The sequence below is a fragment of the Bacillus sp. B4EP4a genome, assembly GCF_006680105.1.
Lineage (GTDB): Bacteria > Bacillota > Bacilli > Bacillales > DSM-1321 > Peribacillus > Peribacillus simplex_E.
In genome coordinates this window covers 1-22467 of record NZ_VHIK01000051.1, presented here as the reverse complement: position 1 = coordinate 22467, position 22467 = coordinate 1, and the positions used below count along the sequence as shown (strand labels likewise).

General features: G+C 38.3%; 21 protein-coding genes and 1 riboswitch. Of the genes, 17 read left to right on the top strand and 4 right to left on the bottom strand.

The window, feature by feature from the left end; genetic code table 11:
- Positions 1 to 220: 220 nt before the first annotated feature.
- The 7 genes from FNK51_RS22705 to FNK51_RS22675 all read left to right on the top strand — a co-directional run bounded on the left by FNK51_RS22705 (position 221) and on the right by FNK51_RS22675 (position 5860).
- The gene (locus tag FNK51_RS22705; RefSeq protein ID WP_141994762.1) at positions 221 to 685 is read left to right on the top strand and encodes a molybdenum cofactor biosynthesis protein MoaE; all 465 of its coding nucleotides are present in this window, start codon (positions 221 to 223) and stop codon (positions 683 to 685) included.
- A 3-nt stretch (positions 686 to 688) separates the two neighbouring features.
- Positions 689 to 925, top strand: coding sequence for a molybdopterin converting factor subunit 1 (gene moaD / locus FNK51_RS22700; RefSeq protein WP_141994761.1), 237 nt, complete (start codon positions 689 to 691; stop codon positions 923 to 925).
- A gap of 315 nt (positions 926 to 1240) precedes the next feature.
- Positions 1241 to 4192 (top strand): formate dehydrogenase subunit alpha, encoded by a 2952-nt coding sequence (fdhF, locus tag FNK51_RS22695; RefSeq protein ID WP_141994760.1) that lies wholly within the window; start codon positions 1241 to 1243, stop codon positions 4190 to 4192.
- On the top strand, positions 4192 to 4392 hold the full coding sequence (locus FNK51_RS22690) for a helical membrane plugin domain-containing protein (protein ID WP_141994759.1): 201 nt from the start codon (positions 4192 to 4194) through the stop codon (positions 4390 to 4392). The genes fdhF and FNK51_RS22690 overlap by 1 nt, the downstream gene beginning before the upstream one ends.
- A complete protein-coding gene (locus FNK51_RS22685) occupies positions 4392 to 4880 on the top strand; it encodes a helical membrane plugin domain-containing protein (protein ID WP_141994758.1) in 489 nt (162 codons plus the stop codon). Before FNK51_RS22690 ends, FNK51_RS22685 begins: the two co-directional genes overlap by 1 nt.
- 194 nt (positions 4881 to 5074) lie before the next feature.
- Complete coding sequence (locus tag FNK51_RS22680; protein ID WP_141994757.1) at positions 5075 to 5485, top strand: phosphate-starvation-inducible protein PsiE; 411 nt, start codon at positions 5075 to 5077, stop codon at positions 5483 to 5485.
- Between the two features lie 21 nt (positions 5486 to 5506).
- Complete coding sequence (locus tag FNK51_RS22675; RefSeq protein WP_141994756.1) at positions 5507 to 5860, top strand: Na-translocating system protein MpsC family protein; 354 nt, start codon at positions 5507 to 5509, stop codon at positions 5858 to 5860.
- A 527-nt stretch (positions 5861 to 6387) separates the two neighbouring features.
- Here the strand turns inward: FNK51_RS22675 and FNK51_RS22670 are convergent.
- Entirely contained in the window at positions 6388 to 7293 is a 906-nt protein-coding gene (locus FNK51_RS22670; protein ID WP_141994755.1) for a LysR family transcriptional regulator, read from the bottom strand.
- A 123-nt stretch (positions 7294 to 7416) separates the two neighbouring features.
- Here FNK51_RS22670 and hutG point away from each other — a divergent pair, with 123 nt between their 5' ends.
- The 4 genes from hutG (at position 7417) to FNK51_RS22655 (ending at position 11450) form a co-directional block, all read left to right on the top strand.
- Positions 7417 to 8373, top strand: a complete 957-nt coding sequence (gene hutG / locus FNK51_RS22665; protein ID WP_141994754.1) for a formimidoylglutamase — start codon at positions 7417 to 7419, stop codon at positions 8371 to 8373.
- A gap of 287 nt (positions 8374 to 8660) precedes the next feature.
- Positions 8661 to 8816, top strand: coding sequence for a hypothetical protein (locus tag FNK51_RS26760; protein ID WP_153246094.1), 156 nt, complete (start codon positions 8661 to 8663; stop codon positions 8814 to 8816).
- 60 nt (positions 8817 to 8876) lie between these two features.
- A complete protein-coding gene (locus FNK51_RS22660) occupies positions 8877 to 9548 on the top strand; it encodes an SOS response-associated peptidase (RefSeq protein WP_141994753.1) in 672 nt (223 codons plus the stop codon).
- 287 nt (positions 9549 to 9835) lie between these two features.
- Positions 9836 to 9943: riboswitch (SAM riboswitch) on the top strand.
- A 190-nt stretch (positions 9944 to 10133) separates the two neighbouring features.
- Positions 10134 to 11450: a Na+/H+ antiporter NhaC family protein gene (locus FNK51_RS22655; RefSeq protein WP_141994752.1), complete on the top strand. Its 1317-nt coding sequence runs from the start codon at positions 10134 to 10136 to the stop codon at positions 11448 to 11450.
- Between the two features lie 116 nt (positions 11451 to 11566).
- Here FNK51_RS22655 and FNK51_RS26755 read toward each other — a convergent pair whose 3' ends face one another.
- From FNK51_RS26755 to FNK51_RS22645, 3 genes are read right to left on the bottom strand one after another with little or no spacing between them, the layout of a single operon-like run.
- Complete coding sequence (locus tag FNK51_RS26755; RefSeq protein ID WP_181762323.1) at positions 11567 to 11737, bottom strand: hypothetical protein; 171 nt, start codon at positions 11735 to 11737, stop codon at positions 11567 to 11569.
- Positions 11734 to 12279, bottom strand: coding sequence for a chromate transporter (locus FNK51_RS22650; RefSeq protein WP_260399714.1), 546 nt, complete (start codon positions 12277 to 12279; stop codon positions 11734 to 11736). Before FNK51_RS22650 ends, FNK51_RS26755 begins: the two co-directional genes overlap by 4 nt.
- Before the next feature lie 49 nt (positions 12280 to 12328).
- A complete protein-coding gene (locus FNK51_RS22645) occupies positions 12329 to 12958 on the bottom strand; it encodes a chromate transporter (protein ID WP_260399715.1) in 630 nt (209 codons plus the stop codon).
- Between the two features lie 255 nt (positions 12959 to 13213).
- Between FNK51_RS22645 and FNK51_RS22640 the strand changes: the two genes are divergently transcribed.
- From FNK51_RS22640 to FNK51_RS22615, 6 genes are all read left to right on the top strand, one after another.
- A complete protein-coding gene (locus tag FNK51_RS22640) occupies positions 13214 to 14092 on the top strand; it encodes a LysR family transcriptional regulator (protein WP_098371834.1) in 879 nt (292 codons plus the stop codon).
- A 387-nt stretch (positions 14093 to 14479) separates the two neighbouring features.
- Positions 14480 to 16471, top strand: coding sequence for an alkyl/aryl-sulfatase (locus FNK51_RS22635; protein ID WP_141994751.1), 1992 nt, complete (start codon positions 14480 to 14482; stop codon positions 16469 to 16471).
- Between the two features lie 295 nt (positions 16472 to 16766).
- A complete protein-coding gene (locus FNK51_RS22630) occupies positions 16767 to 18005 on the top strand; it encodes an MFS transporter (protein WP_141994750.1) in 1239 nt (412 codons plus the stop codon).
- A 118-nt stretch (positions 18006 to 18123) separates the two neighbouring features.
- Complete coding sequence (locus FNK51_RS22625) at positions 18124 to 19029, top strand: LysR family transcriptional regulator (RefSeq protein ID WP_141994749.1); 906 nt, start codon at positions 18124 to 18126, stop codon at positions 19027 to 19029.
- 171 nt (positions 19030 to 19200) lie between these two features.
- Positions 19201 to 20373, top strand: a complete 1173-nt coding sequence (locus FNK51_RS22620; protein ID WP_141994748.1) for an acyl-CoA dehydrogenase family protein — start codon at positions 19201 to 19203, stop codon at positions 20371 to 20373.
- Positions 20374 to 20400: 27 nt separating this feature from the next.
- Positions 20401 to 21975, top strand: coding sequence for a class I adenylate-forming enzyme family protein (locus FNK51_RS22615; protein WP_141994747.1), 1575 nt, complete (start codon positions 20401 to 20403; stop codon positions 21973 to 21975).
- Positions 21976 to 22467: the final 492 nt, after the last annotated feature.

Genomic DNA, 22467 nt, shown 5'->3' with positions numbered 1-22467 from the left:
TAGTGTTTCAAAACAAGGTTAAAGTTAAACAAGAATGATTAAGTGCTTCAACAATCAATGTGCATAGAGGTACTCTGGATTTTTCAGGCTACTTTCAAAGACAGCAAGTGTCATTAAATATCAGTGGCGGTCATTTCTAGTGTAGAAGGAGATACCATCAAGTTTTTCAATTGAAGAAAAGTGCTATTTGGACTTTTTAATGTAAGTGTGGTGAAAAAAGGTGAAGCAATGTTTATTTAAATTGGTAAGTGATCCTATTTCTGTAAAGGAAGTAACTAAACAAGTTTCACGAAGAGAAGCAGGTGCCATTACAACATTCATTGGAACTGTGAGGGAATTTTCAAAAGGAAAGAAGACGTTATTTCTTGAATATCAAGCTTACGAATCAATGGCTGTAAAAATGCTGAGTCAAATAGGTGATGAAATTAAGAAAAAATGGCCGGATACAAGGGTAGCTATTACCCATAGGGTAGGTAAATTAGACATTACAGAGATCGCTGTTGTTATCGCTGTATCCTCACCACATCGTAAAACTGCATACGTGGCAAATGAATATGCGATTGAACGAATTAAACAAATTGTGCCCATTTGGAAAAAAGAATTTTGGGAAGACGGAACGATGTGGGTTGGAGATCAACTAGAGACTACTGAATACCCAGAAGGAAATCCGGACAAGGAGGAATAAGGAATGATTACGGTTTTATTTTTTGCGGGAATACGTGAAGAAATTGGATTAGATGAATTAAAAATAGTAGAAAAAGATGATATAACTGTTCAGCAACTAAAAAAATATCTTCATAGTAAATACACTCTATCTTCTTTCAATCAAATAATGACGTCTATAAACGAAAGCTTTGTAACAGACGATGAAATAATAAAGGATCAAGATATAATTGCCTTTATCCCTCCAGTAAGCGGAGGATAAAGAGAGCGGTATTTTTTATGTTGTATAAATAAAAAAAGATGATTTTATCGTTTAAATCACATATTATTGTTGAGGTTAAACGTATAAAGTATTATAATAAAAATATAGACTCAAAAATAAAAAAGTCATTGACGTTAGGTAACGACGAATTGCCTTAATGTCCTGGTTTTTTATTATATGATGTGGTGAGAAGGATCACTAGTAGGATAAAAACTGCTTAGTTATTAGCCCGCCATAAAATAGAATGTGTGTTGTTTTGCACAATCTATTTTATGGCGGGCTTTTTTGATTTTTTTACAAAAAGGGGAATGTAAAATGGCAACAGTCCTAGTGAAAATTAATGGACAGCAACATGAAGTAGAGCAAGGGACTCGAATTCTTGATTACCTACTGGAACAAGGAGTAGAGCACCCACATATTTGTTATTCAGAAGTTTTAGGTCCCATCCAAACCTGTGATACCTGTATGTGTGAAATTGATGGGAAAATTATGAGGGCGTGCTCGACAGAAATTGAGGAAGGAATGAATATTTTAACTTCCTCAGAATTGGCCAAAACTGCCCAAACAGAAGCGATGGACCGTATTTTGGAGAATCACTTACTGTATTGTACGGTTTGTGACAATAACAATGGAAATTGCCGTGTTCATAACACAGCAGAGTTGTTGGAAATTGAACATCAAACTCGTCCATACCGAGAAAAAGGATACGAAGTGGATATGTCACATCCTTTTTACAGATACGATCCGGACCAATGTATCCTTTGCGGACGTTGCGTAGAAGTATGTCAAGACCTACAGGTGAATGAAACGCTATCTATCGATTGGGAACGTGAAATCCCACGTGTAATGTGGGATGATGGTAAATCCATCAATGAATCTTCTTGTGTATCTTGCGGACAGTGTGCCACGGTTTGTCCATGTAACGCCTTAATGGAAAAATCAATGTTGGGCGAAGCGGGGCTTATGACAGCCATTCCGAAGGATTTGTTAAATCCAATGGTTGATCTCATTAAAGAAGTCGAACCGGACTATAAAACAATCTTTGCCTTATCAGAAGTAGAAGCAGCCGCGCGGGATACTCGAACGAAAAAAACGAAAACAGTATGTACATTCTGTGGGGTAGGATGTTCATTTGAAGTATGGACTAAAGGACGTGAAATTTTAAAAGTTGAGCCAACTGAAAATAGTCCTGTAAACAGTGTTTCAACCTGTGTGAAAGGGAAATTCGGATGGGACTTTGTTAATAGTGAACAACGCCTTACTACTCCTTTAATTCGGAAAGGAGATGTATTTGTTCCTGCTACTTGGGATGAAGCACTTACTTTAATTACAGAAAAAATGGGTGCCATTAAAGAAACGTATGGAGGAAATGCACTTGGCTTTGTAAGTTCTTCGAAAACGACGAACGAAGAATCATATCTCATGCAAAAATTGGCTCGTCAAGTGTTTGAAACAAACAACGTGGATAACTGTTCTCGTTACTGTCAATCGCCTGCGACAGATGGGTTACTTGCCACTGTTGGATATGGTGGGGATTCAGGTACCATTCAGGATATTGCAAGTGCAGGTCTTGTTATCACAATTGGGGCAAACCCAACTGAAGGACATCCTGTTCTAGCAACACGAGTAAAGCGGGCTAAGAAATTACACGGACAAAAATTGATTGTGTCAGATCTTCGTAAACACGAACTGGCAGAGCGTTCTGATTTATTTTTACATCCAAAACAAGGAACAGACTTTGTTTGGTTGACTGCTGTTGCAAAATATATGATTGATCAAGGTTGGCATGATGAAAAATTCATTAAAGCTCGTGTAAATAACTACGAAGAGTATCTGCAACTTCTTAATAAATATACGCTAGACTTTGCGGTGAAAGTGACTGGTCTTCCAAAAGAACAACTGATTAAAACAGCTAAAATGATTTATGAATCAAAAGGAACATGTATTTTATGGGGAATGGGTGTTACTCAAAATATTGCAGGTTCCTATACATCAGGAGCTATCGCTAACCTTCTACTTGTAACGGGTAATTTCGGTCGCACTGGAACGGGAGCATACCCACTTCGCGGTCATAATAATGTGCAAGGTTCATGTGACATGGGGGCTCTTCCACAATGGCTCGCAGGCAATCAGCGTTTAACAGACAATGTCGCACGTGCAAATTTTGAAAAAGCTTACGGCGTAAAAATCTCTGAAAAGTCAGGATTTACTAATATTGATATGCTAGAAGCATCAGAGAAAGGCAAACTGAAAGCCATGTATCTCATGGGGGAAGACATGGCATGGGTAGATTCAAACTCCAATCATGTGCATGACACGCTCGGTAAGCTAGAGTTCTTTGTTGTACAAGATGTGTTCTTAACAAAAACTGCACAATTTGCAGATGTTGTTTTGCCGGCAGCTCCGTCTCTTGAAAAAGATGGAACATTCACTAATACAGAGCGTCGCATTCAACGTCTGTATCAAGCACTTGAGCCACTAGAAGAATCAAAACCAGACTGGTGGATTATTCAGCAAATTGCTAAATATATGGGTGTGGATTGGAACTATGAACACCCAAGCGATATTATGGACGAAATTTCAAGTCTTTGTCCAACTTTTGCGGGTGTATCATACGAGAGACTTGAAGGATGGAACAGTTTAATGTGGCCCGTGCAAAAAGACGGCACAGATGAGCCACTTCTTTATACAAAGCGTTTTAACTTTCCTGATGGAAAAGCGCGTTTTTCTCTTGCAGAATATGTTCCACCTATTGAATTCACACAAGATTTCGATCTTACATTGAACAATGGACGACTCTTGGAGCATTTCCACGTAGGGAATATGACAAATAAATCAAAAGGTCTTCAGTATAAATTACCTGAGGTATTCGTAGAAGTTTCGCCTGAACTTGCAAAAGAACGTAAGGTAGAAGATGGATCATTAGTACGTCTCATTTCTCCTTATGGTGCAATTAAGCTTCATGCAGTCGTAACAGATCGAGTTACAGGAAAAGAACTGTATGTTCCCATGCACTCAGTAAGTCATGAAAATGCAATCAACCTTTTAACAGGAAGTGTTGGCGATGTTAATACTCAGACTCCAGCATATAAACAGATAAAAGTAAAAATGGAGTTAATGAAAGCAAAAGGAAACAGACCACTTCCAATGTATAACCCTCGTTATGCAACGCGTAATCCTCAGTTAGGCGTACAAGTGGAACGAAAATGGGCACGGAAAGATTACGAGCCAATTGCAGACTTGAATATATCAGGAGTTAAAAAGTAATGGAAACACCGAAGAAGACTTTAGATGCATCAGTTCTGACGGAAGAGGAAAAACGGGATCAAATGCTTAAACAGGTCGTTCAAGATTTATCCGAAAATGCAGATGTTATTGGAAAAACGATTCTACTTCTCCAAAGACTCAATAAAATGGGCATTCTTGAAGCTCTCGCAGATTTGAATACTCCGGGAGGTAAAAAATAATGGCAAAACCAATTACGAAGATAGATGAACCAACCTTGACCGAAAAAGAAAAACAAGATCAAACGCTTGAAAAGGTTTTACAAGATTTATCCGAAAATGCCGATGGGATTAAAGAAACAATTAAACTTCTCCAAGAACTTCACGAAAGTGGAATTCTTGGAGCTATCAATAATCTCGTTGAAGCAAAAGAGAAAGTGGCAAAAATTGCAGTAGGACAAATGTTGCGTCCGCCTGTAACAAATGCTGTTAACAATGCAATGGAAGCGGCTGGAGTATTGACTGAACTTAATCCTGAAATGACGAAAAAACTGGTGGGAGGACTGTCAAAAGGTCTTCAAAAAGCAGAAGAAGGATTTCAGTTAAATAAAAAAGTGAGTGTTTTCGATTTAGTAAAATTAATGAGAGATCCTGATGTTAATCGTGTTATGAGGTTTTCTCTTGATTTGTTAAAAGGGTTAGGCGAAGGATTAAAGGGTCAATCAAAGTAAGTGTTTTGTACTCAAAGGAAAACTTTTCAACTGTTCGTACTCATGGACTATCTTATTATCGATCGCTGTGAGTATGTTCTTTATTAACGCCTGCTTTTATGCATGATTTGCAGTGGAAGGTAGAAAGCGAGCTAAATTATTTTTAGGGGCAATTTCATTTAGTTAAGGAGATATGATAAAAATGGAGGATACTGATGTTTGGGCCATACAGGTTAAAAAAAGCTAAGTGGCTGATAAAACTGTATCAAACGGTGTTGAATACATCATTGATTATTCTTAGTTTTATTCTTATATATTTTCTTTTTCGGCAACTTTACTACATTTCGAATGATGTTTATTGGGGAAATAAGGATGTTCATGGTACTTTCAGTAAAATATTAATATTTTTCTTATATTTCGGATTCATTTCCATGATCGTACAATATTTCAGGGAAGATTACCATTTCCCATTAAGATATCTTATTTATATTGGGATTACAGCTACCATTCGATTTATCATAGTAAATAATGAAAATTCAATCCAGACTTTATGGTTAGCTGCGGTGGTATTTGTACTTACAATAAGTTATCTAATGTTACCTCACCCGGAAGCTAAAAATGATTAAAGGATAGATAGGAGAAATGGAATGAAAAAAAATAGAGAACATCAATTCAATATGTTACTTCGTGAAATACGCAAGGAGTATGTTGGTAATGGGCCAAAGGAAATCACTACTCGTCTTGTAGGTCCTTGGGTAATTAGTGAGATGAAAGGTAATCTGACGAATGTTGAAAAGTTTATGATGGGCTCCACAGAAGGACAGCGGATGGTTCATGAAGCACGAACTAAATTAGTCAAGCAAATTTATAAGGATCCTGAGGTTCTGAGAAAGATTGAGGTAATGATGGATGCGAAAATTCTAAGCATCTTTACTGATATTAATATAGACATTGATACTGCGATGACGATTTATGTATTTGACAAACTTATTCAGCCATAGTCTAACGCCTCTCTCGATTAAGGGAGGTTTCAGAAGTAAGGGGTTTTACCCATAAAGCATTGATGAAGTAAAAAAACCATTTCTCATTTATGACACTGAGAATTTGGGCTCTACTATTTTTTCTCCTAAACGTAGTGAAGTTTAAGTGGGGGAGGACCACTGTTTTGTGTTTTAAGAAATTCCATAACGTATATAAAACGTTCAAATGTGCGAACCAACCTTATTAGTAGTGGCTAGCTAAGCATTTCAATGTATTGCATGCTTTGATGTATCCACAATTATTACGTACACATATTTGAACTTTTTTTGGCGAACATGATGTTTGTCGTGACGCATGAAATGTCTTAGTGGAAGAGGGAGCACCTAAAGAAATTAGGCGTGGAAGTTTGAATATACAGGGCGTTACAAAAAAAGAAAACACATGAAACTCCGACAAATTATAAGTGGGAAACCTTCATAATTTACAGGGAGCTTAAAGTGTTTTCCTTTAATTCAATAAGTGATGGAACGGTGTATAATTCATTAAATTACATGCAGGTATCGTTCCTAACATCCTTAAAAAAGCTATGTATCTCCTCAACTAATTTACATACTGCAGGAGACAGATAGCGATCTTTCAAATAGGCCAGGTAAACAGTTCTTTCCAAAAAATTCGAATCGATTGCTCGAATTACAGTATTGGGTGTTACAGCGGATTTTATATAGCTTTCCGGTAAAATTGTAACCCCAAGTCCCTCTTCCACCAAACTGCAAGCTGTTTCAAGTCTTTCTATTTCGTAAAAAATATTGGGATTTACGTTTTCCGCTTTAAAAGCTTTCAAAATATCATCTCTCGTTTGAAAACCCGTTGTACTGATGATCAATTCTTTCCCTGCAAGGTCTTGGAAAGTGATGGAACCTTTTTCATTTAAGTCGTCATCTTTATGGACCAAAAGCATGAATTTTTCATTATAGAGGGGAATAGACATGATTTCATCGTTGTTAATTGGCTGGTTCGTGATGGTGAAATGTCCATTATACTGGACCAAAAAATCGATAACTTTCTCTTCCCCCAAGATTTCTTTAACTTTTATATGAATATTAGGATATAGGATTTTAAAATTCCTGATGATCTTGGGGAACCAAAACTTGAAAGATTCAATGGAGCCTATAGCAATTGTTCCACTTCCAACCTGCTTGATTTCCTCAAGTTCCACTTGCATATTATTGAATCTTCTTAGCAAATCCACAGATCTTGTATAAAAAATACAGCCTGCTTCCGTAAGCTCAAGCCCCCTTGTATTGCGTTCCAAAAGCTGAAAACCAACTTCATTTTCTAATTTCATTATGGCATTACTTAGGGAAGGTTGTGATATATGCAGCATTTTTGCCGCTTTTGAGAAATTCTTTTCCCGGACAATTGTAGTGAAATATCGAAGTTGACGAAGATCCATATATTCTCCTTTCTATAGCTTTAAACTATAGATATATTGAAATTTTGTATTGGTAATTATATATTATCTCATTTATAATTTTGAAAAAAGATATTTCGGAATTTTTTAAATAAAGGAGAAATTATGTATACAAATCCGACTTTAAAATATTGGAATGGAAGAATTGATTCCCAATCTGACATGGACAGCTTCAGATACCACCAAAGAGTACGTTTGGCACCGATTTCGGAATTAGCCATCTCTTCCAATGCATCAAGTACCTTTGGATTGATTGGCTTCAAATGTGATGAAGGCGTCAAAAGGAATAAAGGCAGGATTGGTGCTGCAGAGGGTCCTGATCATATTAGGCAGTCATTGGCAAAATTACCCTGCCATTTACCCTCCCAAACCGAGCTGGTGGATGCTGGCGATGTAATATGTGAAGGTACAGAGATGGAGGCCGCCCAATCCCAACTGGGATCGGCTGTTACCCGGATACTGGAGAGTAAAGCGATTCCTATCATACTTGGGGGAGGGCACGAAACCCTGTATGGCCATTATCTTGGGATTAGGAAATCCATTGGACCCAAAGCTAGATTGGGGATCATTAATATTGACGCTCACTTTGATATGAGGCCTTATGAAAAAGAAAGTTCATCAGGAACGATGTTTAAGCAGATTTTGGACGAAGATCAAAGTTGTGGCTATTTATGTATCGGAATTCAGAAGCAGGGGAATACGAAGGCACTGTTTGAAACTGCCGAGAGAAGTAAGGTCGACTACATTTTGGAAGAAGATTTATCATTGAACGAAATGGATGAAACTAAGCGGCGGATAAATGATTTCGCTAAGGAATATGACTACATTATTCTTACATTATGTACAGACGTTATTGATTCAGCCTACGCACCTGGGGTAAGTGCTCCATCGCCGTTTGGACTGAATCCGAAATTGGTCCGTGCCATTATCAGGCATATCGTATCGAATGAAAAGATCCTCTCCTTTGATATCTCGGAAGTGAATCCTTCGTTGGACGAAAATAATAAAACCGTTACATTGGCAGCACATTTAATAAATGAGGTTTTACTGCATTTTAAATAATGAATGGCTTTCCTCAATGCCATCTCCATAATCAATTATCGGTATTGAAGCGAAAAACCTTTGACAGATCCTGACTGTCCATGAATCATTCATGGACAGTCTTTTTTTGCCGCCTATCAAGGATTTATGGTCCCGGGCATTGTTCGACTAACCCTTTAAAGTGTAAAGGAACCTCCATGCGGCCTCTTCATTAGAAGATTAACCATGACTCTGCCATAGTTCAATACTGATACTTGTGGGTTTTTGGTTTATAATAACAACCATCTAGCCTTTTGAGGGGGGATTCCATGAATGAATATAAAGTAACGGTAAGGAATGGCAGTACCTTAATTTTGTCGGAAATCATTAAAGCTGAAGATGAAAGAGAAGTCCTTGGCACCCTTTTGATTTCCAGCGAATTATTTAATCAACCATTTACCGACATCAGGATTTTAGAACGCTGATTTGTGCCTTCCCGTTCCATTTGTTACACTGTAATAAATCTTAATACGGTAGGCGATATTATGTGTGGACGTTTCACCCTTTTCACTGACATTGAAGAAATAAAAGATCGGTTTGATATTCAAGGATCATTTGATGAGGAATACCAATTCAGCTACAATATTGCTCCCTCCCAATCCGTGCTATCCGTCATTAATGACGGGGCAATGAACCGACTTGGATATCTTCGGTGGGGACTCATTCCTTTCTGGGCAAAAGACGAAAAAGTGGGCTATAAAATGATCAATGCCAGAGCGGAAACCATTGCAGAGAAAGCTAGCTTCAAGAATGCGTATAAGAAGAAGAGATGCTTGATAATCGCTGACTCATTTTATGAATGGAAGAAGACACCAGAAAGAAAAATACCGATGCGAATAAAACTGAAGAATCATGCTCCATTTGGAATGGCGGGTATATGGGAATCCTGGAAATCCCCTGAAGGCCGCAGCATCTACACGTGCTCCGTTATAACAACCGTTCCTAATGAGCTGATGACCAGCATTCATGATCGCATGCCTGTAATCCTTAAACCAGAAGATGAAAAAGATTGGTTGAATCCATCCATTAATGATCCTGCATATCTGCAGCAGTATTTAAAGTCATTCGATTCGGAACAAATGGAAGCTTTTGAGGTATCGACTGATGTGAACTCGACTAAAAAAAATTCACCTAACCTAATACAACAAATTTGCTGAGAGGTCATTAGACCTCTTTTTATATTAATTCCGTCCCGATAAATATCATAGAAGACTCATTGTACTGATTAACTGCACATTTCAAGATCTCTTATTAATCAGTAAGAAGTGCATGTGAATACTTTAAAACTAAGCCTTGCGAAAATAGACAAAATGCTGTACTCTTATATTTGCTTTTCAAAACGACTTCGATGTCACTTTCACAAACTCAGATGGTTTCAGCAAGTTTCCAGCCTGGTCTTTTCTGACAGGCATCGTAATATTTGATAAATTATATAATTTTGATCTTCTTATCAAGAGAGACGGAGGGACTGGCCCGAAGATGTCTCGGCAGCGGACTTAATAGGAGTGCTGTGCCAAATCCAGCAGGCTGATTTTCGCCTGAAAGATAAGGAGGGTGTTTTTTATAAATTAAAAGACCTCTTCTTGTTGTTTAATAGAAGGGGTCTTTTTTATGCTGACAGTTTTTTTAGCTATAGCTCAATGAATGGGTAATCAAGTTCAAATTGGTGTTATTTGAGAAAACTGTTAAAAGAATAAAAGCTATGACACATGTCATGGGAAAAATAAAAAGAGGTGTACATCATGAGTGCAAACAATAAAGGGAATCCATGGGCTTTGATTCCATTTGTCGTATTTTTAATTTTATTTATAGGGTCCGGAATCGTCACTAAAGATTTTTATTCATTTCCGGTGATTGTAGCAATTTCTATTGCATCAGCAGCTGCATTGGCAATGAATCGGAAAGAAAGTTTCAATCAAAAGGTTGATATTTTCTGTAAAGGTGCCGGTGACGCCAATATTATGTTAATGGTCATCATTTTCCTTTTAGCCGGCGCTTTTGCCGAAGTTGCAAATGGCATGGGGGCAGTTGAATCAACGGTGAATCTTGCCTTAGCCGTTTTTCCGCAAAATCTTTTAATGGTAGGGATATTCATTATCGCTTGTTTTATTTCTCTATCTATGGGGACTAGCATGGGAACGATTGTAGCCCTAGCACCTATCGGGGTGGGAATTAGCGAGCAAACCGATATTTCGCTTGCCTTTTCAATGGCTGCCGTTATTGGTGGTGCGATGTTTGGGGATAACCTATCCTTCATTTCAGATACGACAATCGCTGCAGTTCGAACACAGGGAACGAAAATGAAGGATAAGTTTAAGGTGAATTTTTTCATCGTTTTACCTGCGGCTATCATCACATGTGCCATTCTTGGAATTTTAACGATGGGTGAACAAGCCGACATCACCCAAAATTCTTATAATTGGGTGAAGATTCTTCCATACCTTTGCGTATTGATCACTGCATTGGCAGGAGTCAATGTGTTCCTGGTCCTTTCTATCGGAATTGTATTTGCCGGAATAATCGGCTTGGCGGATGGAAGTTATCAACCGTTGGGTGTCATTCAAAAAGTTGGTGAAGGAATGGCGGGAATGTATGAAATATCCTTCCTTGCCATTTTAATTGCAGGTATGGTTGCTGTAATAAAACATAATGGTGGCATCGATTATCTACTCCACCTCGTGACCCGAAATAGCAAATCAAAAAAAGGGGCGGAATTCAGCATTGCCGGGCTTGTTGGTTTGACGAACCTTTCAACGGCAAATAACACGATTTCGATTATCATTGCCGGGCCACTTGCCAAAAATATTGCTGAAAAGTATGGGATTGATCCGCGTAAATCGGCGAGCTTACTTGACGTTTTTGCCTGTTGTATCCAAGGGTTGATTCCATATGGGGCACAGCTGCTTGTTGCAGCAGGAGTAGCAAAGATTTCACCGATAAGCATCTTGCCGTATTCATATTACCCAATACTAATTGGACTTTGTGGAATCGTTGCCATCTTGATTGGTTTTCCACGGTTTCGGCCTGGAGAAGATGTAGCGAAGAAACGTACTTCTTAAAATGAGAATAGGTAATGAAAAACACCCTGGATCATTGGATACAGGGTGTTTTCTGTATGATCGAAATACTAAAACATAAGCATAAAAATTATTCAGAAGTCACCCTCGCTCTTATTTCAGAATAAGTGTCCTAAACTAATCAAGGCCGTCTTCATCTGACCTGAAAATACCAATTCATCTGTTTGATATTTCTTTAATTTATGATAGACAAATTTTTTCCATAACCAAAATAACTGTGCTTCATTCCGGTCCATATTGATAATGGTTTTGCGTGAGGCATTTGTCATGAATAGAGGACAACACCAACTAAACCAGAAAGAATAATTACATAGGCTGGGTGCCAGCGTAATTTCATTAGGGCAAATAACGATAATCCAAAAACGAGTAATAAGCTAATCGTATGCCATGAAAAGTTCGGGGCTATCATATGATTGGAAAGTGCTAAACTGATTGCTGCAAAGAGGATTAAACTAGTGACAATGGGTCTTAATCCATAAAACATGGATTGAATAATTGGAAAATGATTCAATTTGCTGAAGAAGGTGGCTATAACGGTCACGAATATAATAGCAGGTAGCAAGATTCCGAGAGCGGATGATATGGCTCCTGCTAATCCAGCAGTCGAATAGCCAACGAGAATGGCACTATTGGCTGTGACGGGTCCTGGGGACATACCGGAAATGGCGATTATATCGGTAAATTGCTGCGTCGTCATCCATCCATGCTGTGAGACTTCCGATTCTATTACGGGAATCATGGCGTATCCGCCTCCGAACGATACAAAGCCGATAATAAAGAAGGTGCTAAACAACTCCCACAATTCCATCATAATATCACACGCTTTCTTGAAAATTAGTTAGACCCTTTTTTAGATTTACCTATATGCCAGCACCCATGAAAGGTTCGAAATCATTTTCTTCTTTTCTCATATCTTTTCTGTCCAACTTGACATCGTATCCTAATTTTCTCTTAATGGAGATTGTCACAATACCCGCTACAGCTCCTGCTACTATAACTATCACAGGGTGAAGAAAGAAGAGGACTGGAATTCCTACTAGTAAAATACAGAAAGTTGCTTTGTCTACAACAGCCGTTTTTCCTATCTTGATAGCCGCATAGGCGATGATGGCTACTATGGAAGCTCTGATCGATATGAATGCGGATTCTATCTTCGGATTATCCTGAATGAAAAAATACAAAATGCCTAGGAGCAGAACAATTAAAAAGGTAGGTAATGAAACACCGATCATGGCTGCCATTGCCCCCTTCATTCCGGCAATTCGATGGCCGATAAAGGTGGCGGAGTTAATGGCTACAGCTCCCGGTACGGACTGAGATAACGCAAAAACATCCGTAACTTCTTCGCTTTTCATCCATTTCCTCTTTTCGACCACTTCTTTTTCGATTAAAGGGATCATCGCAAACCCGCCTCCGAATGTGACAGGTGCTATTTTAAAAAAGGTCCAAAATAAATGGAATAGAGTTTTCCATTGTCCTTTCATTGACATCAGTCACTTCCTTTGCATGCTTTGTTTAAATCTTATTACTAACATATCAAAGAAAAAGGAATGGGTAAATTGCAACAAAATCATCGGGTATAACAAAACGTTATACCCAGAAGGTTTATCCGTTTTATAAAGAATGTCGCCAATAATTTAATAGCCTCACTTATTCAGGGATGTAGCACTCGTTTTTCATTTCACCATTTACCTTTATGATGCTATCATTTTAATTAACTATCAAAAAACATGGAGGTCGTTTTCTTGAAATTAGAAAATCTAAAAATGTTTTGTTTAGTGGTGGATGAAGGAAGCATAAGCCAGGCAGCGAGGTTAAGTTTCCTATCTCAACCCGCTGTAACAAGACAAATCCATCAACTGGAAAATTATTATAACACTTTGTTATTCGACCGTGAGGAAGGAAGGCTGAGAGTTACAGAGGCAGGAAAGTTGTTATACCCTTTTGCGAAAGCTATTGTAAATGACTTCAACCATTCAAAAGAAGTGATTCAGCAATCAACTGGCAAGTACAATGCAAACCTCATAGTTGGGGCATCCTTGACAATCGGTGAGTATTTGTTGCCGAGCTTGCTTGGGAGATTTAAAAAACAACAGCCTGAAATAAAAGTGACATTAACGATAAAAAATACCCCCCGGGTTCTTGAGGATCTTTCAAACGATGTCATTGATTTGGCCTTGGTGGAAGGGCTTGTGGAAAACAGCGATTTTATTGTAGAAAAGTTCGCCGAGGACGAATTGATATTGGTATGTCCGTCCGACCACCCATGGAAAGACAGAAAAGAAATTCAGCTTGAGGAATTGGGGAATGAAAGAATGATTTGGCGTGAATCCATTTCAGGAACACGGCTTATAGTAGAAAACATGTTAAGGGAGCATGGGGTTTTAGCAAAAATAGAAAGTTACATGGAGATTGGTAGCACACAAGCGATAAAAAGTGCGGTTGAAGCTGGACTTGGAATCAGCATTTTGCCAAGGTTGACAGTGGCCAGGGAATTGGAGCAAGGCTTTTTGCGGGAAGTGGTTATTTCCAGAATAGATATAACAAGAAATTTATGGCTAGTCAGGAAAAACAATCGTTTTAATAAAATAGGGGTGTCTAAATTTGTTAATTTTCTTCAATAAGGAAGGAAAGCCACTTTGGTTTACTATTACAATTTAGCAGAGTTTTCAGTTTCATGGTTAACGATGTTGCCCCCGGCCCCCCTTACCTTGAAAAAGTCATAGCAAATTGAATATACCCCATGATTATTCATAAAAGCTCTTCTCTTTCGGGAGGGGCTTTTTATATTTGGATGTTCAGATTAGACGAACAAACGTATGTAAACAAGCAGTTTATATATAAATAAAATTGAAGTTACTATTAGAAATAGGAAATATACTTAATGGCTAATTAATTATAAAATAAATTCATATTATTCTAAAAATTTCTATAAAAAGAGAAAGTTTACTTCTTCAACATACGGAATATAGACATGATATCTGCTTATTCAAACGAGAAAGGGGTATGAAATGTCCAAAGTAACTTTTATTAAAGGAATTGTTTCCGTTCCCATTATTTTTGCTATACTCGCAGGATCTTCTGTTACAAATGCTTCATCCGATAAGCCAATGTCCGCAACAAATGCAACTATATCAGCAAATAAGGCTTTTTATGAACAGTTGAATTTTAAAGACAAGGAAGATTTCAAGAATGCACATAAAGGATTCATTGCACCCTTGAATATGAATCCAATAAAAAATTCAAAAGGTGACGTAGTATGGGATAGTAATCGATATTCATTCATCAAAGAAGATCAGCCGGCAAGTTTTACTGTAAACCCTAGCTTGTGGAGACAGGCACAACTACAAAATATAACAGGCTTATTTAAAGTGGTAGATGGCGTTTATCAAGTTCGGGGCCAGGATTTATCAGTGCTTACCATTGTGGAAGGAAAAACAGGATTAATAGTTTTGGATACACTTTCTACAATTGAAACGGCCAAAGCAGCGATGGAGCTGTATTTTGAACATCGACCCAAAAATCCGGTAAGTGCCATTGTTATTAGTCATAGTCATGCGGATCACTTTGGTGGTATAAAAGGCATTGCTCAGTACGCTGAAAATCCAGCAAAGGTGCCCATTATTGTCCCCGCAGGTTTTAATGATGAAGCGCTAAGTGAAAACATTCTTTTAGGTAATATAATGTCTCGCCGTGCAGGTTATATGTTTGGAAATCTTTTACCCGCAAATGAAAGAGGATTTGTTACTTCTGGAATTGGCCCGGGATTAAGTAACGGAAATTTTAGCTATTTACCTCCAACAATGGAAGTAAAGGATGATATTCAAACGGTGGAAATAGACGGAATAACATTTAAGTTTTTATTGACGCCGGATTCAGAAGCTCCATCTGAGATGCATTATTATATCAATGATTACAAAACTTTAGTCGTAGCCGAAAACACAGGACACACGTTACATAACATTTATACATTAAGGGGAGCTAAAACCAGAGATACCTTAAAATGGGTGAAAGCACTTGATGAAACAGTTGATCTGTTTGGAAATGAAGATATAGATGCTATGGTTACCGCCCATACATGGCCCATATGGGGAAAAGACCATGTTCTGGAGCAGTTGGAAAGTCAGCGTGATTTGTATAAATATATTCATGACCAAACCATACGATTAGCTAATTTAGGACTCACACCTGATGAAATCGCGGAAAAGTTAAAGCTTCCTGAAAAGTTGGATAAAGTTTGGGCCAATCGGGGGTATTACGGAACATTGAAACACAACGTAAAAGCGGTATATAACTTTTATTTAGGATATTTCAACGGTAATCCATCCGACTTGGATACTTTACCACAAGAAGAATCGGGCGCTAAATATATAGAATATATGGGTGGGGAAAAGAAGGTCATTAAACGGGCAAAACTTGATTATAAAAAAGGGGAATATCGCTGGGTGGCTCAAGTCTTAAAGCATGTGGTCATGGCTAACCCCAAAAATACAGAAGCAAAAAATTTACTGGCTAATGCTTATGAACAATTAGGATACACAGCTGAATCTTCTGTGTGGCGTAATTTCTATCTAACCGGCGCAGATGAGTTAAGGAATGGTGTGGCAGACTCCAAGGGAACTGGCGGAATGATGAATCTCGATACGCTGCTCAATATGCCAATGGATGATTTCTTGAAATTCTTGTCCATTAAATTAAATGGAACAAAAGCGGAAAATAAAATTATGACATTCAATTTGACCTTTACAGATTCAAAAACCAATTACATGTTTGATCTGGATAATTCTGTATTGAACTTCAAAAAAGGGAAAATGGCGTCCAATCCTGATGCAACAATAACACTGGATAGAATAACCTTCTATCAGATTGCTCTAGGTCGTGAAGATTTATCCAAAATGGCAGCGGCCGGTAAAGTTTCCATTTCAGGTGATAAAGAACAGTTTGAAGATTTCCTGTCTTTGCTTGATCAATTTCAACCAAAGGTCAATATCGTTACTCCGTGATAATCAACTACTTTATAGCATGATGGATCAAGTGAGGGATGTTTCTATCCACGAGTCTACTTATTAGTCTCGTGGGTTTGAATGTATCAAATAATCTTGTAGGCATCCCAGTTTCGTTTTTTAAAATCATTATTGTCATTCTTGTCTTTTAATGAAAACGCTCCTAATAGTCACAGAACAAAAATCAATAAGTGAAAAGTGAATTTTCAGGCTTGGCATTTCGAAAGGGAATGTAAGCGCTTCCCTTATATAATTCAAAAGTTTTGTGAAAATATAAAAAATGGAGTGATGAGGAATGCAGCTGTATGCAAGTAAGAAACGAAAATTAGTGATTAGCGGCCTTTTATTTGTTGGGATGATTTTAAGCTTTTTTGATCGCGTTGCCATAAATGTCGGAATTATTCCTATTGCAGATGAGTTTCATCTCAATACGTCCCAGACAGGTTTTTTAATTAGTATATTTTTTGTTAGTTACTCACTCATGCAACCGCTTGGCGGATGGATGACCGATAAATATGGAGCAAGGGTCATGGTTACAGTTTCTTTATTTAGTTGGTCTTTATTCACTGTAATGTCTGGGTTTGCTTGGTCATTTATGTCTTTATTATTCATTCGTTTTCTGTTCGGGTTAGGTGAAGGGCCTTTCTATCCTGCCAGTATGTCCACTATAAGAAATAACTTCCCGGAAGAAGAACGGGGCCGGGCCAATTCGTTTTTCCTGTCCGCCCAGAATATTGGCGGGATATTAGGTACTGCTCTTGCCGCTTCAATGGTTGTAGCTTTCGGTTGGCGGGGCATGTTTACCATTGCCGGAATTCTAGGGATAATAATTTCTTTCGGTATTTGGTTCATTCTAAAGCCTCAAGGAACTCAAGAGGTTAAAAAAGACAATCCGAAACAAAAAAAGGTAGCCCTGAAACTATTATTTAAAATCGAAAACATTTGGAAACTCATAACTTTCAAGTTTATCTCAAATATTATCAACTATGGTCTGATCACTTGGATGCCTATATATTTGGTTAAGGAAAAAGGGGTTGATTTAATAGACGCCGGGGGTTTATTGGCAATCCCTTATGTTTTTGGTTTCTTGATGTTTAATGTAAGCGGATGGCTTCTGGATAAGCATATGGCTAACCGGGAGAAGTATCTTGCTGCTGCAGGTGCTTTATTATCGGCAATTTTTCTCTTTTTAATGTCTAACGCCACGTCCATAGCACTTTTCATCACTTATCTCACTCTCAACTCCATAGCGCTGTCTTTCTTTGGAACCGTTCTATATACGATTATCATAAAATACTCACCAAAGGAACTTACGGGCTCTGCCTCCGGACTCGTAACTTTTGCTGGTCAAATTGCAGGTGCGGTTTCGCCTTTAGCCCTCGGTTTGATTATCAGTCTGTTTAATGACTCCTATAATGCAGCTTTCCTGTTTTTAGTAATAATGGCGTTATTGGGAACGGTTGTTGCCGTTTCTATTAAAAATAATCGGGCACAACCCGCTAAAGAATACGAAAAAACAACTACCATTGTATAAAATTGGCATTCTGCTTTTGAGGAGACAGTTTGAGATGTCCTGATTCCACATCTCTAGAATTGAAAGGGCTTTCTTTTCGAGGTATGATATTAGTAATAGGCTAGAAGGAGAATCAACCATGAATATTGAACAATTGGAATATATCATTAAGGTAGCCGAGGTTAACTCGATTTCCACGGCTTCAGAGAGCCTCCATATCTCTCAATCTGGAATCAGCATGGCCATTACGAGTCTGGAGAAGGAATTAGGTATAAAAATCTTCAAGCGATCTAGGTTAGGAACGATACCTACAGAAGACGGAAAGGAAATCATCCAGAAAGCTCTTGAAGTATTAAGCAAATTAGAAGAAATAAGAGACAGTGCACAAATACATTCAGATACGATGGAAAAAGAATTACGCCTATCCTCTACACAAGGTTTATTTCTTACGGTTTTGCCTAAATCCTTGGCATTATTTAAGAAGAAGTATCCAGAGGTGAAAATCGTGATTGAAGAAAAGGGGGGACAAGAGATAACCAATGAAGTACTGAATGATAAGATAGACATCGGGCTATTGAACATTCCAAAGGTTAAACCAAAAGAAAATGAGTTGGAATTTCAACCTTTAATGGAAGCAAAAGTGATTGTTTCAGTCAGTAAGAATTCCGCTTTAGCCAAACGTAAAAGCATAACCCCACAAGAGCTAATGGACGAAAATTTGGTCATTTACAATGGACCAAGAATGAAGGCGTTCATCAAAGGTTTTTTTGATCATTACGGTGAGATGAATATTTTGTTTTTCACAAATAATACAGAAATCATCAAAAAAACCGTCGCTGAGGGATTAGCCATTGCCTTTTCCTATGATATTGGAGTTAACAGCGACCCCTATTTCCTAAGCGGGGAACTTGTGGCCATTCCTTTGGTGGAGCTAGAAAATAATACAATGGAATTCGGTTATGTTCGCTCTAAGAAGCAGTATTTTTCAAAAGCTGCCAGGGAGTTTATTAAATGTCTCGAATTCTATACTACTCTTAAATATTAGTTTCCCATGATGAAGGGGAACTAATATTTTTTTGTGTTTACATCAATTTTTCTTATGTTTATATCATATATCATTATTTTACTTAAATATTAATTACATTTAAAATTAATTTTATAACATTTTAAATATTTGAACAGTTTGACAAAAATCAAAAAATGAAAGGGGAAACTTATGGTAACAACGCAGGAAGAGAAATTAGAGGTACTTCAAGCAAAGTTGCAGGATTTCATTCAAAATGAATTGCTTCCATATGAACAGGAGCATGGATTGAACGCTGAAGAGGATATACCGAGGGAAGCCATACAATGGGCAAGAAAACGATCCAGGGAATTGGGTTTTTATGGAATTAACCTCCCTGAAAAGTATGGTGGACAAGATGTTAGCTTAAAAGGATTATGCATGTTCAAGGAGGAATTGGCCCGTTCCGGAGCGGTGTTATGGGGGCAGGTTATCGGCGAGATTGGCGGGCCGCTAAGAATTGGTCAGATGCTGGAAAGTTTTACACAGGAGCAAATAGAAAAATATGTGATGCCCGTCGTGAAGGGGGAAGCTAGCTGCTGCTTTGCCCTTACAGAACCAAATGCCGGATCGGATGCCTTTGCTATCGAAACAACAGCTGTCAAAGACGGAAATGATTATTTATTGAATGGAAAAAAACATTTTATCAGTGCTGCACCCTATGCTGATTTCGCCATTGTCATAGCGAAAGAATATCAGGAAGGAGAAAAAGGAAGAATCACTGCTTTCCTAGTAGATAAAAAAACACCCGAACATTCGGGGTTTGAACTAGGAGACATTCAAGTTCCCCTATCTGGAGAGCGCATACATGCTGAATTAAATTTCAATCAATGTCGAGTGCCTGCCGCCAATATAATTGGAGAACCAGGAAAAGGGTTGCTGCTCGGATTGAAGAGAATAAACACAAATCGCGCTTCCCATGCGGCCGGATTTATCGGAATGGCTCAACACCTTCTCAATTTATCTATTGAGCATGCTAAAACGCGAGTCCAACATGGCAGGCCCATTGGTGACTTTCAGGCAATTCAGCATATGCTCGCAGAAATGGCGACGGAAATCTATGCAGCAAGGTGCATGGTCTATGATGTGGTTGAAAAAATTGATCAAGGAAAAGAGGATCGGGCCGGCACGTCCATGGCAAAGCTGTTTGCTTCAGAAGTAAATAGCCGTGTGGCTGACAAGGCCATCCAAATCTTTGGCTCCAAAGGCTTGGTAAAAGGTCATCCAGTAGAAAAAATGTACAGGAGTGCACGGATGTATCGGATTCTGAGCGGAACCTCGGAAATTCAAAAAAATACAATTGCCAAAGCATTATTAAAAGGGTAAAACCTTTTTCGAGGGAGGAAAAAATACATGCTGCATAAGTTGACATTTCAGTCACTGTTGAATAAAGGAATGAAACGATTCGGCGAACTGCCTGCAATTACCTTGTTGCCAACCGGGGAAACGATAACCTACGACGAGTTATGGAAGAAAACTGAACTTATCTCTTCTTATTTACTTCGCTTAGGTGCAGGAAGGGGTGTCCGCATAGCGACCATCATTCCAAACAGTTTGGAAAGTGTGATGTTTGGTTTGGCCATCCAGCAATGTGGAGCTACCTTAGTGCCATTAAGTGAAAAACTGGGGAAACGAGAAATACAATTCATCCTAAAGGAAGCAAAACCAGAAGTGGTCATAATAGCTACAAAGACACACTTTGACACCTTCTTTGAGTATTTGGAAGAAATGAAGAAGGAAGATGTCCATGTCATTGGGCTTCCTGGCTTTAATATTAATTATCCAGAGGAGTTTGAACGGTTTCAATGGCCCAGTGAAATAAATAATTTAGACTTGCCATTAGCTGAAGCGGAAGACATTGCCCTTCTTTCATATACAGGCGGGACAACGGGTACACCGAAAGGCGTCATGCATTCCCAAAAGGGACTCGGCGCCGCCATACTTTCTGCCGCTATCGAAGACCCACTTGACGACCGAGACCGAGTATTGCTAAGTACGCCTATTGTGCATTCAGCCGGTTCATTACTTTGGAGATCCCTTGTTTCGGGCGTCCATGTCTATGTGATGGGCTCATTCGACGCTGCAGAATTCATACGGGCGATAAAGGAACATGAAATTACGACGACTTTCATGGTACCGACCATGTTATACAGATTACTTGATCAGACAAAGAAGATGGAATATGATATGAGCTCCATGCGCAATATTTTCTACGGCGCGTCACCAATTTCACAAAAGCGCCTTAAAGAAGCTTTTGAAGTATTCGGGCCCATTATGCGCCAGCAATACGGCATGACAGAATGTAATATTGTCATTACAAGACTATCGAAAAGCGCTCATGTATGGGCTTATCATAACAATTCGGAAATTTTGAAAAGCTGTGGAAAACCGTGCATTCTTACCGAAGTTCGACTGATTGATGATGAAGGAAATGATGTAGAACCTTCCGAGCTTGGCGAAATTATCGTAAAATCCCCAGCGATGATGGCAGGCTATTATCAAAGACCTGATCTTACCCAGGAATACATCCGTGATGGCTGGTTCTACACTGGTGATATTGGTAAATGGGATGAAAGCGGTTACCTTTATATCGTAGATCGAAAGAAAGATATGATCATTTCAGGCGGGATGAACGTATATTCTTCAGAAGTTGAGCGGGTGGTGAACCTGCACCCTTCTGTTGCATTAAGTGCTTGCATAGGTGTTCCCCATCCAGATTGGGGAGAAGTAGTGTGTGTCGTTGCATCACTGCAAGAAGGGTTGAACTGTACTAGTGAGGAATTAATTGATTTCTGCAAACAAAGAACCTCAAAGTATATGGTTCCTAAAGTTGTCTATTTTCTAGATAAGTTTCCATTAACGCCGATTGGAAAAATTGATAAGAAAGAATTAAGAATGATGTTTGCACAAGGTATTCTAACCATCTAGGAGAGGAAGAACAAGGATATCATAAAAGAGCTAATTTCAACCTTGAGACCTACAGCAATCCAGAATATAAGATAGAGCAGATGAATGCAAAATAAGCCTCGCACGTTAATCTGGAATCAGGACGTGTGAGGCTTTTATGTACTATATCTAAGTTGTTTTTGAATAGAAATTTAATTAACGTTGTAGTGAACGTTAAATGAAGTGAGGAAGAAAGATTATTATCTAAAGGAAATGATACTGAAATATTATATTTTTCTATTGATTACACCAATTCATGAATGAAAAAAATAGAGTGTTAGGATATAATATATTATTGTATTGGAGATTCATAACGGAATTTCCTTTTTTTTATGGCTTCATTTTTTTATCTCCCCAATGAACAGGGGAATAAATTATAGCTGTATATGTTTTTATAATAATAATTATAGTGTAGTAGAGGGGTTTGTTTTAATGGAGATGTTAATTTAGCTTATCAATGGGCTGATGAAGTCG

Coding starts and splice junctions, on each gene's coding strand:
- moaD (WP_141994761.1), top strand. CDS start 689: ATGATTACGGTTTTATTTTTTGCGGGAATACGTGAAGAAATTGGATTA.
- fdhF (WP_141994760.1), top strand. CDS start 1,241: ATGGCAACAGTCCTAGTGAAAATTAATGGACAGCAACATGAAGTAGAG.
- FNK51_RS22690 (WP_141994759.1), top strand. CDS start 4,192: ATGGAAACACCGAAGAAGACTTTAGATGCATCAGTTCTGACGGAAGAG.
- FNK51_RS22685 (WP_141994758.1), top strand. CDS start 4,392: ATGGCAAAACCAATTACGAAGATAGATGAACCAACCTTGACCGAAAAA.
- FNK51_RS22680 (WP_141994757.1), top strand. CDS start 5,075: ATGTTTGGGCCATACAGGTTAAAAAAAGCTAAGTGGCTGATAAAACTG.
- FNK51_RS22675 (WP_141994756.1), top strand. CDS start 5,507: ATGAAAAAAAATAGAGAACATCAATTCAATATGTTACTTCGTGAAATA.
- FNK51_RS22670 (WP_141994755.1), bottom strand. CDS start 7,293: ATGGATCTTCGTCAACTTCGATATTTCACTACAATTGTCCGGGAAAAG.
- hutG (WP_141994754.1), top strand. CDS start 7,417: ATGTATACAAATCCGACTTTAAAATATTGGAATGGAAGAATTGATTCC.
- FNK51_RS26760 (WP_153246094.1), top strand. CDS start 8,661: ATGAATGAATATAAAGTAACGGTAAGGAATGGCAGTACCTTAATTTTG.
- FNK51_RS22660 (WP_141994753.1), top strand. CDS start 8,877: ATGTGTGGACGTTTCACCCTTTTCACTGACATTGAAGAAATAAAAGAT.
- FNK51_RS22655 (WP_141994752.1), top strand. CDS start 10,134: ATGAGTGCAAACAATAAAGGGAATCCATGGGCTTTGATTCCATTTGTC.
- FNK51_RS26755 (WP_181762323.1), bottom strand. CDS start 11,737: ATGACAAATGCCTCACGCAAAACCATTATCAATATGGACCGGAATGAA.
- FNK51_RS22650 (WP_260399714.1), bottom strand. CDS start 12,279: ATGATGGAATTGTGGGAGTTGTTTAGCACCTTCTTTATTATCGGCTTT.
- FNK51_RS22645 (WP_260399715.1), bottom strand. CDS start 12,958: ATGTCAATGAAAGGACAATGGAAAACTCTATTCCATTTATTTTGGACC.
- FNK51_RS22635 (WP_141994751.1), top strand. CDS start 14,480: ATGTCCAAAGTAACTTTTATTAAAGGAATTGTTTCCGTTCCCATTATT.
- FNK51_RS22630 (WP_141994750.1), top strand. CDS start 16,767: ATGCAGCTGTATGCAAGTAAGAAACGAAAATTAGTGATTAGCGGCCTT.
- FNK51_RS22625 (WP_141994749.1), top strand. CDS start 18,124: ATGAATATTGAACAATTGGAATATATCATTAAGGTAGCCGAGGTTAAC.
- FNK51_RS22620 (WP_141994748.1), top strand. CDS start 19,201: ATGGTAACAACGCAGGAAGAGAAATTAGAGGTACTTCAAGCAAAGTTG.
- FNK51_RS22615 (WP_141994747.1), top strand. CDS start 20,401: ATGCTGCATAAGTTGACATTTCAGTCACTGTTGAATAAAGGAATGAAA.